The 19,580-nt window shown below is 31.9% G+C and carries 16 protein-coding genes; 5 read left to right on the forward strand and 11 right to left on the reverse strand.

The window, feature by feature from the left end:
- Window positions 1-201 precede the first annotated feature (201 nt).
- Entirely contained in the window at window positions 202-1,560 is a 1,359-nt protein-coding gene (gene mnmE / locus ACFOWA_RS04295) for a tRNA uridine-5-carboxymethylaminomethyl(34) synthesis GTPase MnmE (protein ID WP_378982125.1), read from the forward strand.
- A 165-nt stretch (window positions 1,561-1,725) separates the two neighbouring features.
- Here mnmE and ACFOWA_RS04300 read toward each other — a convergent pair whose 3' ends face one another.
- The gene (locus ACFOWA_RS04300) at window positions 1,726-2,517 is read right to left on the reverse strand and encodes a hypothetical protein (RefSeq protein WP_378982127.1); all 792 of its coding nucleotides are present in this window, start codon (window positions 2,515-2,517) and stop codon (window positions 1,726-1,728) included.
- A gap of 924 nt (window positions 2,518-3,441) precedes the next feature.
- On the opposite strand from ACFOWA_RS04300, the gene ACFOWA_RS04305 reads away from it, so the two are divergent.
- From ACFOWA_RS04305 to ACFOWA_RS04320, 4 genes are all read left to right on the forward strand, one after another.
- A complete protein-coding gene (locus tag ACFOWA_RS04305) occupies window positions 3,442-4,566 on the forward strand; it encodes a DUF1972 domain-containing protein (protein ID WP_378982129.1) in 1,125 nt (374 codons plus the stop codon).
- Between the two features lie 768 nt (window positions 4,567-5,334).
- Window positions 5,335-5,976, forward strand: coding sequence for a LuxR C-terminal-related transcriptional regulator (locus ACFOWA_RS04310; protein ID WP_378982131.1), 642 nt, complete (start codon window positions 5,335-5,337; stop codon window positions 5,974-5,976).
- 142 nt (window positions 5,977-6,118) lie between these two features.
- Window positions 6,119-7,534, forward strand: a complete 1,416-nt coding sequence (locus ACFOWA_RS04315; protein WP_378982133.1) for an exopolysaccharide biosynthesis polyprenyl glycosylphosphotransferase — start codon at window positions 6,119-6,121, stop codon at window positions 7,532-7,534.
- 146 nt (window positions 7,535-7,680) lie between these two features.
- Entirely contained in the window at window positions 7,681-9,393 is a 1,713-nt protein-coding gene (locus ACFOWA_RS04320) for an alpha-L-arabinofuranosidase (RefSeq protein WP_378982135.1), read from the forward strand.
- A 6-nt stretch (window positions 9,394-9,399) separates the two neighbouring features.
- Here the strand turns inward: ACFOWA_RS04320 and ACFOWA_RS04325 are convergent, their stop codons facing one another.
- The 10 genes from ACFOWA_RS04325 to ACFOWA_RS04370 form a co-directional block, all read right to left on the reverse strand.
- Complete coding sequence (locus ACFOWA_RS04325) at window positions 9,400-9,630, reverse strand: acyl carrier protein (protein ID WP_378982137.1); 231 nt, start codon at window positions 9,628-9,630, stop codon at window positions 9,400-9,402.
- A 9-nt stretch (window positions 9,631-9,639) separates the two neighbouring features.
- Entirely contained in the window at window positions 9,640-11,085 is a 1,446-nt protein-coding gene (locus ACFOWA_RS04330) for an AMP-binding protein (protein ID WP_378982139.1), read from the reverse strand.
- A 39-nt stretch (window positions 11,086-11,124) separates the two neighbouring features.
- On the reverse strand, window positions 11,125-11,319 hold the full coding sequence (locus ACFOWA_RS04335; RefSeq protein WP_378982141.1) for a DapH/DapD/GlmU-related protein: 195 nt from the start codon (window positions 11,317-11,319) through the stop codon (window positions 11,125-11,127).
- Window positions 11,280-11,801 (reverse strand): acyltransferase, encoded by a 522-nt coding sequence (locus tag ACFOWA_RS04340; protein WP_378982143.1) that lies wholly within the window; start codon window positions 11,799-11,801, stop codon window positions 11,280-11,282. The genes ACFOWA_RS04335 and ACFOWA_RS04340 overlap by 40 nt, the downstream gene beginning before the upstream one ends.
- Window positions 11,788-12,369: a serine acetyltransferase gene (locus ACFOWA_RS04345; protein WP_378982145.1), complete on the reverse strand. Its 582-nt coding sequence runs from the start codon at window positions 12,367-12,369 to the stop codon at window positions 11,788-11,790. The genes ACFOWA_RS04340 and ACFOWA_RS04345 overlap by 14 nt, the downstream gene beginning before the upstream one ends.
- Window positions 12,370-12,402: 33 nt before the next feature.
- Window positions 12,403-13,407, reverse strand: a complete 1,005-nt coding sequence (locus ACFOWA_RS04350) for a glycosyltransferase (protein ID WP_378982147.1) — start codon at window positions 13,405-13,407, stop codon at window positions 12,403-12,405.
- Between the two features lie 15 nt (window positions 13,408-13,422).
- Entirely contained in the window at window positions 13,423-14,574 is a 1,152-nt protein-coding gene (locus ACFOWA_RS04355) for a glycosyltransferase family 4 protein (protein ID WP_378982149.1), read from the reverse strand.
- Window positions 14,575-14,606: 32 nt separating this feature from the next.
- On the reverse strand, window positions 14,607-16,040 hold the full coding sequence (locus tag ACFOWA_RS04360) for an oligosaccharide flippase family protein (protein ID WP_378982151.1): 1,434 nt from the start codon (window positions 16,038-16,040) through the stop codon (window positions 14,607-14,609).
- Window positions 16,030-17,277, reverse strand: coding sequence for an O-antigen ligase family protein (locus ACFOWA_RS04365; RefSeq protein ID WP_378982153.1), 1,248 nt, complete (start codon window positions 17,275-17,277; stop codon window positions 16,030-16,032). The genes ACFOWA_RS04360 and ACFOWA_RS04365 overlap by 11 nt, the downstream gene beginning before the upstream one ends.
- Window positions 17,278-17,594: 317 nt before the next feature.
- The gene (locus tag ACFOWA_RS04370) at window positions 17,595-19,577 is read right to left on the reverse strand and encodes a GumC family protein (protein ID WP_378982155.1); all 1,983 of its coding nucleotides are present in this window, start codon (window positions 19,575-19,577) and stop codon (window positions 17,595-17,597) included.
- Window positions 19,578-19,580: the final 3 nt, after the last annotated feature.

The raw sequence follows: 19,580 nt of genomic DNA on the forward strand, positions 1-19,580 counted from the left end.
CATGATTGCACTAGAAATGTTTGAAGATAGGAAGAAAATGTGAGGTTGAGGTTGAGGTCGAGACTGAGACTGAGGTTGAGGCTGAGACTGAGGCTGAGGTTGAGGCTGAGGTTGAGATTGATTGATGTGAATTGAAATAAAATGTAACATATACTAATATAGCGGCAGATTAGCCTTATTTTTGCGTTTTCACAATACTATATGAATCATCAAGATACCATCATCGCATTATCTACTCCGCAGGGTTCGGGGGCTATTGGCGTTATTCGTTTATCGGGCCCTGATGCTATAAGCTTAGCGAATTCGGTTTTTAGTGGGAAGGATTTGGAAAAGCAGGATAGCCATACTTTACATTTTGGTTTGATTAAGGATGGGGAACAGCTGGTTGATGAGGTGGTTGCCGGTTTATTTGTGGCGCCAAAATCATACACTAAGGAAAATGTTGTGGAAATATCTTGTCATGGGTCTAATTATATTATTCAGCAAATTATCAATTTATTGATAAGCAAAGGTGCGCGAGCAGCAAAACCGGGGGAATTTACCTTACGTGCTTTTTTGAACGGCGCTTTTGATTTGAGCCAGGCAGAAGCTGTTGCCGATTTAATTGCTTCGAATAGTAAGGCATCTCATGATGTGGCGATGCAGCAAATGCGTGGCGGTTTTGCCCATGAACTGAAAGCATTACGCGAGCAATTGATTCAATTTGCGTCGATGATAGAACTGGAACTGGATTTTGCCGAAGAGGATGTTGAATTTGCTAACCGTGAACAATTGCGTAACCTGGTAACCAAAATAAACCATGTTTTAAACCGATTGATTTCGTCGTTCGAGATGGGGAATGTGATAAAGAATGGTGTACCGATTGTTATTGCCGGAAGACCCAATGTGGGTAAATCGACTTTGCTGAATGCTTTATTGAATGAAGAACGGGCGATAGTTTCGGACATTGCCGGAACCACAAGGGATACGATTGAAGATGAGTTGACCATTGGTGGGATTGTTTTTAGGTTTATTGATACGGCAGGCATACGTGACACGGCAGACATCATTGAAGCCCTGGGCGTGGAGCGTACGCTAGAGAAAATGAAGCAAGCCAAACTGATTATTTATATGGCTGATGCTGCCCAGACGGTTGCCGAAATTGAAGAACAAGTAAGAGGCTTGCAGCAATTGGCTATACCGTATTTAATTTTAATTAATAAAGCTGATTTACTCTCCCCGGCACAACGAGAAGCCTTAATGAAACTGGATGTGGTATTCATATCTGCAAAAGATAAATTGGGGATTGATGAATTGAAGGAAACCTTATTGGCGCAAGTGAACCTGCATCACATTAATACGAGTGAAACTTTGGTTACCAATATCAGGCATGTTGAGGCTCTAAAGCAAACAGAAAATGCCTTGCAAAGGGTATTGGCCAATGTTGATAACCCGGTAACATCAGACTTTTTAGCGATGGATATTAAACAAGCTTTACATTATTTGGGCGAAATTACCGGAACCGTTACGACAGACGATTTACTGGAAAATATATTTACCAAGTTTTGCATCGGAAAGTAATTAATCATCTGTTTTATCCTATAGTTTAATTCTTTATCGGCTCTATATCCTTCTGCAAATATTATTATGTTTCTGATATAAATACGAGCAATTGCATATCATAAACATTTAGCTAAGTTTACTTTTCAGAGCATTTGCTAATCAAAATTGATTAACTACCGTACATCACATACTATTAATCGAATTTTTTCGGTTTTTTAAACCACTGGTGATAATAAAACCAAGGATAATAACACTAACAGCATAGCAGGTGTAAACAATACTCACCTGAGCAGGATCATTATTGTTCGAAACAGATATGGCTATCAATGCCCAGATGCCAACTACTGCAAATTCGCGAAGATTTCTAGTATAAACCATAATAACATTAACAAGTCCAGCTGCACAGATCATAATTATTGCCCAGGTGATACTTGAAATGCCCCATCCTTGCCAGCCTATTTTAGTTAGATATGCAGAAATGTTTGCTATAAAAGCCACGGTAATCCATCCCGAATACAATGCAAAAGGCCAGTATATGAAGAGATATTCTTTTAAAGGATGGGCATCCAGTTCCATTCGGGTGTTGATAATAATCTTGAGCAGAGAAAAAAGGATAACACTCATGACCACAACTGAAATACCTGTATAATCATATAACCAGGCGACTACCCAAAGGCAATTTGCTAAGCATGAGAGCACAAACCACCAACCTATTTTTGAGACCACATTAGATTTAAACGGGTCTTTTTTACTGTTGATACCAGTATATAAAACAAAAGCCAGTAGCCCAAGATAAATAATGCCCCAGATGGAAAAGGCATAGCCTGCGGGCGTAAAATAATTGAAATACCTATCGGATACTGTTTTCATGGTATTGCCGTTCAACAGCCCTGCATTGGAAAGGTAGTTAACCAAAATCGTTAGGGCCAGAGCAAGTCCGTTGGCAAAAGGCAGAATTTTTTTTGAGCTGTCCATTTTAATCTTTGAATATACATTAGCCAGTCAAGATAAGGAAATTTACAGCAAAGCATGATGATTAATGTTTAATGCCTGTGATAAAACCTGAGTTTGATTCTTAAACTTAATATTTTGCTTTTTTATTGCCCTATTTCTTATTAATACGTTTTGCTGAATTTATTTCAGCATCTTTCTTGTAAAAGAGGAGTGTGTCTCATAAATCGATTTATCCTTGAATCTTGTCATATTGAACTTGCGAGACGCCTCAAGGGCAGTTTTTGCAAAGTCCTTCGACAGGCTCCGGATGACATTTCCTATTTATGAGACAGCCTCGAAGTAAACAGAAAAAAGCAGCTTATCAATTATGTGAAAGAAAATTATTATTCGAAGTCAGGTTAAAAAGACTGTTTGTAAAATAGATAATCCTCTAAAGAATAACAGATTTTATAGCCAATAGCTTAATTGTATGAGGTACATGAAATCACAACAAAAAATGAAAGGAAAAAAAAATCAGAGTGGCGAAATACAATAAATATCAAGCCCAATTACTCTTTTACAAGCCTTAAACCATAAATCGGACCAGCATTGTTCTTTGCTTTCGGTAACAGTTTTACTGTTACTTTATTTTTGCCTTTGGTTAGTTCTGTAGGGATTTTGTAGGAAACATCATAGAAACGGCTTTCTTTATAAGTTCTAATGATTTGTTTGTTTTATCAAATATCTAAATCTTTACTCGATATAAATGTTCGAAGAAGCAGAATTCAATTTTATTAATAATTTAAATCTCAATTAATTATTTACCCAATTGCGTGCTCCATGTAGTATTTAAGGGCTATTGTACATCCTTCTGGTTGTTGATAATTTAGCGACTGTTTTATAAATTTCATTTAGTCTATTTTATTTGAAAGTAAAATTTATATAGACAGATACTTTAAGAATTTAATGCGCATAGCAATTTTAGGAACGAGAGGAATCCCAAGTCAATACGGTGGTTTTGAAAAATGTGCAGAGCATATCGCAGTAAGTTTGGCGGAAAGAGGGCATGAAGTTATAGTATATAACTCTCATAATCATGCAAATCAAAAAGAATTTTGGAAAGGGATTAAAATTATTCATATTGATGATCCTGAATTTAAATTGGGTTCTTTTGGACGTTTTTTATATGATTATAGATGTTTAACTGATTTAAAAAATCATAAATGTGATATCATTTTGCAATTGGGATATCGAAGCAGTCCGGTTTGGAAATTTAAAATGCCGAAAGAAGCAATTCTCGTAACCATTATGGGAGGACTAGAGTGGAAGCGAACAAAATATAATTTGTTTTTGAGGAAATTTATCGTGTTCGCCGAAAAATTAGCGGTTTCTTATTGCGATAATCTAATAGCAGATTCTTTAGGTATTCAAAGTTACCTGTTAAAAAAATTCCATAAACACTCACAATATATTCCTTACGGTGCCGATATCTTTAATAATACGGATGAAAAAATTTTAGCAAAATTCCAGGTTTTAGAATTTAAATACGATTTATTTATTGGAAGCCTTGAACCTGAGAACAGTTTAGAAATGATATTGGATGGAGTAATTAAAGCACAATTGGATCGCGATTTTTTGGTTGTAGGTAACCACCTTACTAAAAATGGTAACCATCTTAAAAATAAGTATCAAAAGTATGCAAAAATTAAATTTTTAGGTGGAATTTATGATGATACAAGTCTAAATAACTTAAGATACTATTCTAACTTATATTATATCGTACAAACTAGTGGTGGAACGAACTCACTTCTGTTGAATGCTATGGCATGTAGATGCTTAATTTCAGCTCAAGATAATGAGTTTAATAGATTAATTTTAGGTATGGATGCATTGTATTTTAATACAGTGGACGATATAACTCTACAAATGATTGCTAGTAAGAAGGAAAGTCACATTTTTAAAGATCGTCTTGATAATAATGTTTTTAAGATTGAAAATTATCATTCCTGGAAAAATATTGGAGAACGGTATGAATACTATTTCTGTGATTTAATAAAAAATGAGTTTGTGACTAAAAATGATTACCTCTAGAAAATTGAGACAAGAAAATAACAGAGTTTATATAAAGATTTGAAACGCATTAAATTTAAATGTTTCGATTCTTCTGTGATTAACTAAGATATGGTACAAATTGCTTTTGACCATTTATATTCTAAACATTTTACTTTCTTTAAATTTCAATTACTTGAGCTCCAATTAGTTTTTAATTCGCAACTAGATGCGATGATTTCTAATCAATTTCTATATATTAAATTAGATAAAATTCAATTGTATCATTAAAGTATGTTTTAACAAATTGTTGTTTATGTTTTCATAAATCTTGATTGGCTAAAATGTTAGTTTAAAAAAAAATAGCTTCTAGAAGTCTTCCAAAAATATTGAATCAATTTTCTAAATATAATGTACCCCTATGTCTTCATCTAGTTGTAACAATTTATTAAATATTTTCATATGCCTACTACACGCTTAAATATTTAGAGATTCCCGTTATAAGATTTCTTGTAATCGTAATTTATCTAATTGAGGAATTTTTTTTAAAATTAAAATTGTTTATATTGAATTTAATCATTTGCCTATCAATTATATAGCTATTATATAATCATACATTGTTATCATAAAATAAAGAATTCGTATTATTAGTAATACATAAAATTACTATGTTGGCAAGCTTTTTGTTTAAGGGTTATTACTCCCTATTGTTTAAAAATTTTAACAAAGAAAATTATAGATTTTCAAATAGCTTATTCTAGCGGTATTTAGCTGTAAGATTTGCTGTTAATTTTAAATAATATAGTAATAATGATTTCAATTTCTATTGTAGAGAAAAATAAGTTCCATCGTGATTTCTTGGTAAGGATGATCGAAGAAAATGTCCTTTTTCAAATTCGTGGTATTTACACATCCGCAGAAGAAGCTATAAGGGAGCTTCCTTCAACCGCTTCTGATGTAGTGATAACTGATATTTATCTTAATATAAAATCTGGTATAGAATTGATTGAAACTGTTAAACCATATATGGTTAATACACAATTCTTGATATGGTCTTGTTATCTAAACGATGAAGATATTTTTAATTCACTAAAAGCGGGAGCATCCGCATACATTATGAAGGGTTCTAGTGATCAGGAAATACAGAAGGCAATTATTGAATTGCACAATGGAGGTTCTCCTATGACTCCATATATTGCCCGTAAAGTGATTAATTTCTTATATACGAAGAAAGCCGATAGTAATAGTTATGGTTTAAGTTTAAGAGAATTAGAAGTTCTTTCTTTATTGAGTAAAGGTTTACTGTACAAAGAAATATCCGATCAATTAAATATTAGTTCTAATACAGTAAAAAATCATTGTAAAAATATTTATAAACGCCTGCATGTTCAAAATAAAATAGAGGCTATAAATAAAGTTAGCAATTATAATTTACAATCCTACGCATCATAATCACCCCCTTTTTGATTACATCCTATCAAAAAATAGCCGAAATAGCTGTTATTTGAGCCTATCACACAAGAGCTGACTTACCTATTATAAATAAGCAATCTGATTTAAAAATCAGAAGGATTTTAATCTACTATCTCAATTTATGGAAAGCCGTCACATTTTTATTTTAATCATTGTATTGATCGTTTTGGATGCTTTAGCATTAAACAGTTCATTTGTATTTCTTTACAGCTCGGGGATTTTGGATGGTCACTATTCAAAGGGAGAAACTACACTAGTATTTATATTTTTTAATCTAACTTGGTTACTTGCATCTTTGATTATCCGAACTTACAAACAAGCTAATGTCCAGTCAATTGACAGCCTCTTTATAAAAATGCTCTATACATTTGTAACTCAGGTTTTACTTCTGCTAATAGCATTATTTTTTATCAAACGTATTCAGCTTTTAAATAGTCAAACCTTCTACATTATAGTTGCAGGGTTCATTGCTACCTCTACAGTGAGGGTAATGATTTATTTCTCTGAACGGTTATATCCTAAAATTAACCTTCATAAAAAGAGAATAGTAATAATTGGTAACCATGACCTAGCAAGTCGATTAGAGCAATATTTTTTGAAAAATAAATTATCTTTTAATTTAGCGGGCTCTTTTAAAGATATTAATACAGAGGTAATAGATGAAAGAAATAGTAAAAAAATTAATAAACTGAAAGACACAGTTAAGTTTGCAATAGAAAATAATCTTGATGAGGTTTACACTACTCAGTTTCCAGAGCAATGCCAAGATCTTATGGGTGTATTAAATCTTGCTGAAAAAAATTGTGTGAGGGTTAAATATGTAACTTCATTTATACAATTTAAAAGAGAGGAAGAGGCTTTTGCAGATTCCAGTTATATTTTTAATAACTATTATGATGGGATTCCGATTTTAGTAAACAGGCGAGAACCATTAAGCTCTATAGGAAACCGTGTTGCGAAACGTTTATTTGATATCGTATTTAGTCTTTTTGTAATTATCTTCCTGCTTTCGTGGTTTTTACCTTTAATGTCACTGCTTATCAATCTTGAATCGAAAGGCGATGCTTTATTTTTACAGCTTAGATCTGGAAAGAAAAACAAGCCATTTTACTGTTATAAGTTTAGAAGCATGAAGATGAATAAGGATAGTAATAGCCTTCAGGCTTCTAGAAATGATGCTAGGGTTACAAAGATCGGAGCCTTTATGCGAAAAACCAGTATAGATGAGTTACCCCAATTTTTTAATGTGCTATATGGAGATATGAGTGTAGTAGGACCACGTCCTCACATGCTTAAGCATACAGAAGAGTACAGCCAGTTAATAGATCAATACATGGTACGTCATTTTCTAAAACCGGGCATTACTGGATGGGCACAAATTAACGGATTTCGTGGTGAAACTAAAAAACATGAGCAAATGCTTGGACGTGTAAAATATGATATTTGGTATATGGAAAACTGGTCGCTGTTTTTAGACATTAAAATCATATATAAAACCGTTTTTAACGCGATTAAGGGTGAGGAAAATGCGTTTTAATAGAAATTTAAAGTATTAAGAAAAAAAGAAAGATGTAATAAATTAAGGTATTGGTGTAAAAAAGGTGTTAAATCACTTTTAAGATTATAATTTCAAAGTGATTTGATTTTTAACCTGCCTTAAGCTATTTTATGTTGCGAATTAAGATGCCGATTCAATTAAGTTTAGTTTATCTTTTTTTTATTATACTATTTTCTATTACGGGCTGTGAAAAATCTGTAAATGAAACCTATTTAGAGTCTGCTAAAATTGATGGTATTTCATTTCAACCTCAAGATGCTTTTTTTAGTGATTGGTCAGTAAAGAAATTATCCTTGCCAATCTATCAAGATGAAAACCCTATATCAAATTTAGCTACTACAATAATAAGCGTAAATACAAGTAAAGTTTTAAATAAAGTTACCCCTTATATTAATGGGAATAATGCAAATCCCTTTTCGGGTCAAATGGTTACTGAGGGTAAATTAATTTCTCATATCAAAAACCTTGAACCTGGACTAATTCGTTTTCCCGGAGGTGATATCAGTAGTTTATATTTTTGGGATAGAAATAAAAAAGAAAAACCTTCTGACATTCCTTCGGCTATATTTACTTCGAATGGAGATAGTACTACGACTGATATTTGGTATGGTAAAAACGATGAGCCATGGACTTTATCATTAGAGAATTATTATAAATTATTAGAACTTACCTCTTCTAAGGGAATAATTACAGTTAATTATGGATATGCAAGATATGGGTTAAGCGAAAACCCAGTTCAGCAAGCAGCTCATTTAGCAGCCGATTGGGTTCGTTATGATAATGGAAGAACTAAGTTTTGGGAAGTGGGAAATGAAAGTTATGGATATTGGGAGCCAGGTTGGAAAATTGATATTGCCTTAAACAAAGACAAACAACCTCAATTAATGAATGGGAAACTTTATGGTAAACACTTTAAAGTTTTTGCAGATTCAATGAGAAGGGCTGCTTCAGAGAAAGGCTTCAAAATAAGCATAGGTGCACAATTGATTAGCCGGCCTACGGATAAAAACATTAATCCGGCTGAGCCTTCATGGAATAAAGATTATTTTGAACAAGCAGAAGATTATGCTGATTATTATATCATTCACGATTATTATACTAATCATGGCGAAAACAGTTCTGTAAAAACTATATTAAATTCTGCTACAACGCAAACAGAAATTATAAAGAATTATTTAAGAAGCTCTTTTTTAGAAAGTGGCAGACAAGAAAAACCAATTGCCATGACGGAGTGGAATATTTTTGCAACCGGTAACAAACAAAAAATTTCTTCGATTGCTGGTGTACATGCAACTATTTGTATGGGTGAGATGCTCAAAGCAAACTTCGCTATGGCAGCTAGGTGGGATTTGCTAGGTAAATATGATAATGGTAATGATTTTGGAACAATAAGTATAGGCGACGAGCCAGATAATTCAGACAAATGGAACCCAAGACCAGTTTTCTTCTACATGTACTACTTTAAAAAATTATTTGGCGATCATATGGTAGAATCATTAGTTGATGGAAATGCTGATATTTTAGCCTATGCCTCAAAATTTTCATCAGGCGAAACGAGTATTGTTGTAGTAAATAAAGCAAAATCTGATGAAGTTGTATCTTTAAATATTAATAATACTACCGCATTCAAATATTGTTATACTTATACATTAGAGGGTAGTGAAAACAATGATTTTTCTCGAAAAATACTTGTTAATTCGATAGGCCCTACTGGAGTTTCAGGTGGGCCATCGAATTATACAAATTTACCAGCAAAAAGATTTATTATTTCCAATGGAAAAATTAATGTAAAAATTCCGAAATACGGAGTTGTTTTTATCATTGCTGCAGATAAATGATTTAAATCATTTATCTTTTAGGAAGTTCATAATATCATTTAAAGATTGAAGACGAACAATATTTTCTTCAGTAATTTCTATATTGTATTTTTGTTCCAAGGCAACCATAATACTCAAATGTCCAAAACTATCCCAATTATAATGTTGTCCAAGTGCTGAGGTTAGATTTAATGATTCTGGTTCGCATTCCAATGCAATAGCTACGGTTTGCAATACTTCTGATTGATTAATGTTCATTTTATTATTTTATGCTAATTCTGATAATAATTTTTTGATATCAATTTTTCCACTGGTGTTAAATGGAAAGCTTTTTTTATTAATAATTTTATTAGGTATATAGTATGGGGGAAGTTTTTTCTTTAAATAATCCTGAAGTTTAGCTTCGCTATAATCCTCCAAAACAATAAATGCTATAACTTTATCTTCAATACAGGTTGTTATGTTGGTAATGCATCCAAATTCGCGTAGTGCATAGTCAATTTCACTAAGATCAATACGATTGCCCCTAATTTTTATTTGAGAATCTTTTCTGCACACATAGTAAAGATTGTGATTTACAAATTCAACATAATCTCCGGTAGCATAAGACCAATGTTTAACGTCATCAACAGTAATCTCTTTAAAAGCTGTATTTGATGAATCGCTTTTTAAACCTAAATAGCCACTGCCAATAAAATCACCCGTAATAACCAATTCAGCGAGGTTTTCCTCTTTATTCTGTAAAACTAATCCGTAGTTTGGCAGTGGTTTCCCCATAGAAACGGTATGGGTACAGTAATCCAAATAATTATGTACAGCTAATTTTTGATAGGTTGCATATATGGTTGTTTCTGTTGGCCCATAACAGTTATAAATAATTAATTCAGGATTTGCATCAAAAAGTAATTGTACCTGAGAAGGAAATAACCGCTCTCCTCCAAAAATCATTGTTTTAACATGACCAAAAATATCCTTATTGATATGATTGGTTTTGAGCATTAAATCAATGGCACTTGGAACAGAATGCCAAATCGTGATTTTTTTTTCCTTAATAATTTTTGCAGGAAGTAGTTTTTCTGCGGTACCAGGAAAAGGTACTAGAATGGCGCCACTTATTATTGCTGTAAAAATATCTAAAATGCTTATGTCAAACCCTAGATTAGAATACTGCCCCCAAACATCATTTGGTGAGGAGCTAAACTCTTCAACGCTAAATGATATGAAATTATTTAAGGATTTTCTTGAAATCATTACCCCTTTAGGTAAACCTGTTGACCCGGATGTAAAAATAATATAGGCAGTGGAGTCGATTTGGGGAATCTCGAATTCAAACCCGGTTAATGCCTGATCTATATTTTTATAAAAAGAGTCTGGTGTTGTTAATCGGTTACTTATAGCATTATTTTGTATTTCGGTATCAATCATTAAATCAGGTTCAAACTCCTTAATAAAGTAATCTTTTCTGTCTTTAGGCAGACCTACATTTACAGGGCAAAAAGTTGTGCCTGCTAAATATGCACCCCAAATTAGGGTGTAGGCGTAAAATCCTTGTGGTGCAGTAATTAAAACTTTCTTAATGTTGTGTTCTACATAATACGCTCTAGCATATAAGCAATATCTACAAAAATCGTAATATGAATAATCTTTAGATTTTTCTGAAACAGCGGTCGTGTTGTTTTCAAAATGTAATTTTAAGATTTTGACTAAGTCCATAATAGTTTAGTTTAAGTATTAAGTTATTTTAGAGTTTACTTATCTTTTTTTAATTAGTTTAGCTGGAACACCGCCCATAATACTATATGGCTCAACACTTTTAGTTACCACACTCCCCGCCGCTATTATAGACCCTTTGCCAACAGTTACTCCAGATAAAATCACGCTATTTGTTCCAATCCAGCAATCATCCTCTATCTTAATGAATTCTCTCTCAACTCCTTGTTCATGCATTGGAATATCAGTTCTTTCAAACTTATGATTTTCAGCAAAAAGACCAACTCGGGGCCTATCATTACGTTATTACCTATGTCAATAAATCCTGAACAACCGATGTAATTATATGTGCCAATGCTCGAATTATTCCCTATCCTTAAGCCTTCACCTACTTCACCTCCATAAGCATTTGATGGTCTGATAACAGCGAACCGACCAATAGTTACCCGGTTGCCTATTGTGATACTTTTTGATGCCATGCAGTTAACTTCTGCATAATCTTCAATAATTAAATCATGACCAGCAAATAGATGGTTAGAGTACCGAATTGTTGTTCCCTTACCAATCATCACCAAACCCTTGGTTTTACCCATAAATAATCTAACATAACAGCCTCTTAAAATATATGTTATGATGGTTAATACGGTGGTAAATACATCTTGATTGGACCAACCCGAAAATCTTTTCTTTAGTTGAGCGAAATATTTATTCAACGACATATGATATTTGTTTAGATACTTCTGCAACCTCATGTCTTTTAACAACACGTGCAGGATTGCCTAATGCCGTAGTATTTGCAGGGATATCTCTAACAACAAGCGATGCGGCTCCTATTAAAACATTGTCTCCAATATTAACACCTCCAATGATTGTTACACTTGCACCCACATCTACATTGTTGCCCAACTGCGGTGTATGGCTGTAACTTCCATCATCATGTTTTATTATTCCTATAGTTGTTAAATGTCTAATTGTGCAATAATTTCCTAATGTAGCATCGCCATGGATAACAGTACCGTGTCCATGTTCTAATCTTAAACCTTTGCCTATTTTCGAATTCCAATGGATCTCAATATTTAAGAACCACTCCACAAAAATCCGGTAAAAGAGGAGGTACCAAAAAAAGAATATAACCAGTATTTTTTTGCTTCTAATAAGCGATGCCAATCGATACAAAACCAATACTATCCTTCCTTTAATATTCCCTTCATTTATCTTCCAGTCTTGAAAGATATTGTATGTTTTTTTTTGTAAGCTATTGTATGATTTATTGTTAAAATCTTCCATGCAGATATTGAATTTGTTATGTTGTTTATATTATTATTGAGAAAGTTTTTTTTTCCTGTTGATGTGTTCAGAATTTGTTAAAGTGCTGTAAATTTTCAAAATGCTGGCGTAAAGCAAAGGTGAAAATCTAAAGAGCGTATATCCATATTTGTATCTTTTGCTTACATATTGGTTTTCTTTATAAAAATTATGATAACTCAATAGGTTTTCTTTAATTATACTATATTCATGATAGTGTGTTTTAGTAGATTCTACCAAAATCATATTTAGATATATCATGTTTATATTAAAATCAAAAGCCTTTGCTTCATCTATATGATTTTGAAGTTCATTCTGACAGGTGTTAACGATTTCTTTAGTGATATATAGCGCTTTCATATATTTTTGACTAAATGCAGCTTGACTTAGAGAATTATCTCTAATCATATAATCATATAATATTCTGTCGTCATAAACCGTTTTGTTTGCAGTTTTTAGTGCTTGAAAATTATAGTAAGCATCTTCAAATATTGATGCTGTAGGTTTAAAAAAGATTTCCTCAACGGTTTCCTTTTTATAAATTTTATCGTAGTTGCTTAACAAAATTTCTCCACTAAATAATCCCGTTATACCTTCATCACGATTGTAAATTCTTATAGTATTATTACCACCGAAAAGTTGAATTTTACCAGGAGAAACTCTTCTTACTCCACATATCGAAATATCAGCATTGTATTTTTTGATATTACTAATTAAGACTTCATACATTTTGATGTACAAAATATCGTCTGCATCAACAAAACCAATATATTTACCTTTTGCTACTTTTGAGCCAGCATTTCGTGCCGATGATACGCCCTCATTAACTTGGTGTATAACAGTTATTCTATTATCCCTTTTTGCAAATTCATCACACCTTGCACCACTACTATCGGTAGAACCATCATTTACTAAAATCAATTCAAAATCAGAAATGGATTGCTTTAATATTGACTCAATACAAACATCAATATATTGAGCTTTATTATATACTGGAACAATAATGGATAGTTCTATCATTTACTTTACTTTTAATCAGTTGAATTTTAGAGCATCCAAAATTGATATTTCATAGCGCTCCTTGGAAAAAAGTTCGTGCACTCTTTTGCTTGCATTATTTCCCATTTTTATTCGAGTAGGCGCATCCGTTATTAAGTAAGAAAAGCATTTAGCTGCATCTTCAGCATTATTCCATGGAATTAGAAAGCCGGTATTCATATTATCAACCATTTCTAGTGCGCCACCATGTGCTGTTGCAATTACAGGTTTATGGCTAGCCATTGCTTCTAATACTACCGTTGGTAAAGGATCTGGTAAGATTGAGGGTAATACAAAAATATCCAGACCGTTCAATATATTCGGTATATCGTTTCTAAAGCCTAGGTTTAGAACCTTATGCTTGAGACCACTATTAGCTATTATATTGTTCAGTTCTGCTTGAAGAAATTCATATCCCGGGTATGCATCACCAGCCATTAAAAATTTGACATTATTGAATTGTTTGGTAAGTATAGTAGCAAGTTCTACAAAGTATTTTTGTCCTTTCCATGCATTTACTCTTCCAACCATACCAATTAAAATTTCATGAGGTTGAATATTTAATTCTTTCCTTATAGAAGACTGAACTATTGAATATTCTGAATAATCCAAGCCGTTGTGAATCGTCAAAATTTTATTTGCATCAATGTGTTTCGACCAATGCTTTTTTACTTCTTCTGATACGACAAGTACTTTATCGCTGTAATTATTGATTACCTTACCAATTATTAAGCTAAATAAGGCGGGTTTTTCAATAATTTCATGAATGTGCCATATGTGTTTTATGTTACATTTTTTAGCTGCAAAGGCACCAACCAGAACTCCAGCAGTATTAGAATATACTGTACCAATTTTTTTTTGATTTATAATATCTACCAACTTTTGCTTGGCTGCAGTAAATGCTGAATAGCGGTTGATTAAACCGCTTAAATTAAAGTATTTGCGTCTTAAAATGCCTAATTTTAATACAATTACTTCAATCTGCTGATCTCTTAATTCGGATATCAATGGCCCTTCATCAGAAATTACCGCTGTTACGTTATAATTATTTTTTTTAAGCAGAGCTGCTGTAATTAGGAAAATTTTACTAGCTCCATAAACATCTGAAGAACTGTGAAGCATTAATATATTTAAATTCTGATTTTTCATTAAAATAAGTCTCAAATAGGTGTTTTATTTGTTTAAAAATTGCGTTTAAAAATTCCTTTTGCTGATAAACTAAAAATTATAATCACCAACCAAAATACTGAGAACAGTAAATAAGGGTTTATCGTATTTGATAGAAATATGTATAATAATACAATGCTGCTTATAGAGGAATAAACAATTAAGGAGTATTTTAAATCAATAATGCGGCTTTTGAGCAGTATGATGTCTTGAATAATGTGTAAAACAACGAAAGAAATAAAGATGGAATAGTTTATTACACTCAATGATTTTGTATAAGAAAAGCCTATAAATGTTAGTATTAAATACATAAAAATCCCTATGATGTTTAAAATCATATCTAATTTTTCCAGTTTCATAGCTATTAGTACATTAGCTTGTAGCAAAAAGGTAGGAAAGACAATCATGGTCAAAAACATTTCAACGGTATACTTCGATGTTTCTGTGTAAGTAGAACCAAATGCGAAAGGTATTAGTAAACCCGAAAAAGAGAAAATGAAAGTGAACGATGCTAATCCAAATATTAAATAGATCATGTAAAATTTCTTGTAATGCGCTTGGAAATCAGCTTTATCTGGCATTTCGAAAAGTTTAACAAGTGATGGAAATACGGAGGATGACAATATGAGTGGAACTAATTGAGCTAGTAAAAATATTTTGAATGATATCTCATAGTTGGCAACATCTGTATTCGTTAATAATTTAGAAATAATGATGCTTGCTATTCTCCAGTATATGATAGAGATACTTCCTATTACAATGAAAGACCAATTATTAGTAATGAGAATTTTTAAGTCTAAATAGCTTACTTTGGTTTTGAGTATAGTTTTAAAGTTTACCAGGTGTTTTACTCCAATATTTATAAATAGATAGAGTGTTGCAAAACGTACAATAACAATCATTAAGCATAAAACCATCATTGGCATTGGATAGAATATTAATACAACCCCAATCAGAAATCTCAAAATAGCATCTATTAATAAAATTCTAAATGTTTTTTGTTGTTCAAAATCAGCAATGTTTAAACTTTTTATAGCAAAAATTATATTATCAAAAACAACATTTATCCCCAATACAATAGAAAGTTCTCTAACCAAATTGCCATCATAGATAGAATAAGCTAATGCCAAATTGACTAGATAAAAAAAATTGCCGGAGTAGAACTGAATCTTTAAAAATTTGCTGATTAAAGTTTTTTTATTCTCACTAATTAGGTATTCTCGAACAAACCATTGCCCTAAACCTAGTGTGGAAAAAGCAGCTTTGATTTGATATAGTGTATTAGCAATTAAAAATTGAGCAAAATCAAATGTTGAATAGTTTCTGGCAACAATTACAAAAAACAAACTAAGCAAAACGTTTTGGGTAAGGCTAGATGCCAATCCCCAAATACTATTTTTGAGAACAGGAGATTCATTTATCTTAAATATCGTAGCACTAAATTTCATCGGTAGTATAAAATGGAGCGATATACGATGGAGATATTAAGATTGAAACGAGCGTTACAATAAATATTCCTATTCTCAAATCACTAAATGAATAAACGGTTACAAATGCTACTAACCAACAAATAAGACTAGCTGAAATAAACAATAATATGTTTTTTTCAGTTACGAAGATGGGATTTATAATTGCCCTAAAGGCATTAATTACAGGTAAAAATATTAATGATAGAAGCAATATAAACCCAAAAATTCCAAATTCTACTAATAGTTTAAGGTAACCACTCTCTGGATGATCCATGTATTCGTAAGTTCCAAAGAATAGCCAGTACTGATCTTGTGAATGTAAGGAGACATAGTTTTGATAATTGCCAATGCCTATACCAAGAAAAGGGTTTTGAAGAAATATTTTAAATGCACCAGCCCAATAAGCATACCTAACACTGGCCGTATCGTTAACATCTGCACCTCTATTAAATATGGCGAAATGATTGGAGAAAAATACTGCTGTTATTACTACAACTACTACGCAGGCAATACCCAACAATTTATATTTTTTACCTCCGAAAATAAATATTATGAACATACCTACACATAGCCCCGAAAAAGCTGCTCGAACTCCAGTTAAAAAAAGGGCAATTATCACCAGAACAAATAAGGCGGGGTTGATTAAGCTATTTATTTTTTTTGCCGGGTTTTCAATTAAAAATATAAAACTGCTCATTGCTAAAAACTGTCCGTATTTTTGAGGGTCCTCAAAGTAACTAGGGTATCTTATAATAGAATCGTATGCTGATGCATTAAGATTAAGTTTATAAAGAGCCATAGATAGACCGAAAATTAATTGCATTGCTAAAAATGCTAAGGAAAATAAACACGAAAATTTAAGTCCTTTTAAAATTTCATAAATGAAGTTTGGTTCTTCTTTTAATTGCTTTATTAATATACTAGCATAGATAAATACAGTTATAAATTGAGATAGGAAAACAAAAGATTTGGTAATAAATTCTGAATGTAAACATCCAACAATTAAAACCACCATTAAAAAAAGGCTAATAGAAATGTAAAGGGTTGCTAAATTGGATGTATTTTTAGGTTTGCCAATTAATAGAATAACCGTGAAATAGCTAATAATATCAAATACTTTATATCCACCCCAATTTTGTGTGCTTATAAAAAGATCCATAAATGGAAGAAGAAATACTGTATATAATAGATAATTCTTTTTTATATCGGTTCCCATTAAAACGAAAATGAAAAAACTCAATACAGAAAGAAGGCTTATTATATTTTTAATGTCCATTGTTTTTTTATACAGCTATACTAAATTTAACTATTAAGTGTAAGACTTAATTTTGGCAAGCGGTCTTCAATAAATAGTTTATTAATAAAACTTAAATCAGATTTTTTTGTAACATTTTTTCTAATAACAAATAATGTTACTTCGGCCTTCTTAGCAAAAGCATAAACATCTGTGTATGCTTTAATAGCTGGTGTATCTATGATAATATCATCATATTTTGTTGCTAAATGGTCTAATAAGTCTATAATTAGCTTACTTTAAATAAGTTCTGAAGGTTTTTTTGATGCCTCACCAGAAGTAATTACATCTAAATTTTCGAGTTTCGAATTCTGAATAATTTCATTTATAGAATCTTTTTTATTTAAGTAATTTACAATACCTGGGTGTACGACAGATAATTTAAATAATTCTACTAGGCAAGGAGATTGCAGATTTAATTCTACTAAAATCGTTTTTCTGCCTGATGAAGCAAGGGAAGCAGATAGATTATAAGCGATAAAACTCTTACCTTCCCCAGGTTTGCTTGAAGTAATTATAGTTATGCGCCCTTTTCTTTTATTTCCATGTAGGTAATCTATTTCACTTCTAAGTACCCGAAATTGTTGTGAAAGGGTAGGGTCATTACCCAATAACGCTAATGATTTGTTGTATTTTTGAACTGAACCAATTTCACATAAAATGGGTTTTTCTATCATATCTTCAACCTCAGCCGGATAACATATTGTATTATTAAACGTTTCCCTTGCAAAAACAATTGATGCAGTAATTATCAAAGCTATAACTAATGCGATTGCATATGTAAAAGATTTTTTTGGCCATATTACAGTATTTATGTAGGCCATTTCAATAATATTTGCACTGGCTAATGTTGTAGCATAACTTAGTGCAACTTCCTCTCGCTTCTGTAAAAGATAGGTGTATAAATTTTCTTTTATGCCTTGTTGTCTTTTAATACTAATATAGCCACGTTCTTGACCAGGTAAACTTTTAATAGATGATTCTACATTTGAATTAACATTTTGCAAGCTATTTTTCATGCCAAGAAGTGATAGCTTAATATTTCTCACATTTTCTTTAATGGCAGATTTTGTAGTTTCTATTTGCTCCTTAATCGGGGCAAATAGATAATTTGTTTCGGGTGTAGTAGCCAGTAATTTATTACGCTCCAACTGTAGTTTCGATAATTGATCGATTAAATTAACTAAACCTTTATCTTCAATACCAATGGTAGCAGGTACACTATTTTTATTTATAGCATCTTCTATGCCTTCAATTACTCTTATTTGAATATTAACATCATTTAATTTACCATCATTTGACTGCATATTTTGTAAATAAATGTTCGATTCTGCAGAAATATCAGTTAACCCCCTGCTACTTTTATAGCCCTCAATATCCTTTTCAACAGTTGTTAATTCTCCACTTAATAAACCTAAACGCTCATCAATAAATGACAAAGTATTTTTTATAAGTTTGTTTTTTTCGTCAGTGCTGTTGTTCTTGTATTCTGCAATTAAATAATTTAAAAAATCCTTCCCTCTTTCAGTATTTTCATCTTTGTAACTCAATTCAATTATAGGCGCTAATTTATCAACGAGTCTTGTTTCAAGATTTGATTGATATTTTGTTACCACATCTTCTGCGTTTTCAAAATTCATCTCAATTGTAGAACCGATGTAGCTTTTAACGAATTTTGTATTTTTAATCAGTCCTAACCCTATAGCACTTTTAAATGCCTTATCGAAACGAGTTCTGATAGTGTTTTTGCCAAAAGTCAATTCAATATTGCTTGCATCTAATATTTTAACATACACCATTCCTTCGTAGCTTGGTTGATTATCAATCAGCTTGTAAACTATTGGAGACGTGTTGTATAATTCTTTTTTATTTGAATCATAGTAAGATGACCATGCATTTAAATCTGTTATTACCTTATTAATCAATGGTCTAGATTTAAGTACTTCCATCTCAATCTCAACCTTTTTGGATGTATTTGCTAGATCTATCTCATCCAGGGCGGCTTTTTGCTTTTCAACCTTATCCTTATCTTCTATAACTAGCGATGCCTTGATTTCATACACCGGACTTACCACTTTCAAGTATAAAAATGCCATTACTAGAGCAGTGAGTATGCTCAATAAGAAAAAAGGCCATTTTGGTAAATACCTTGATAGGATTATTGTCAATACACTCTGACTTTTAACCTGCGAATTCATTCCATTTGATATCTTATTGGTCATCAG

The sequence above is a fragment of the Pedobacter lithocola genome, assembly GCF_042650845.1.
Lineage (GTDB): Bacteria > Bacteroidota > Bacteroidia > Sphingobacteriales > Sphingobacteriaceae > Pedobacter > Pedobacter lithocola.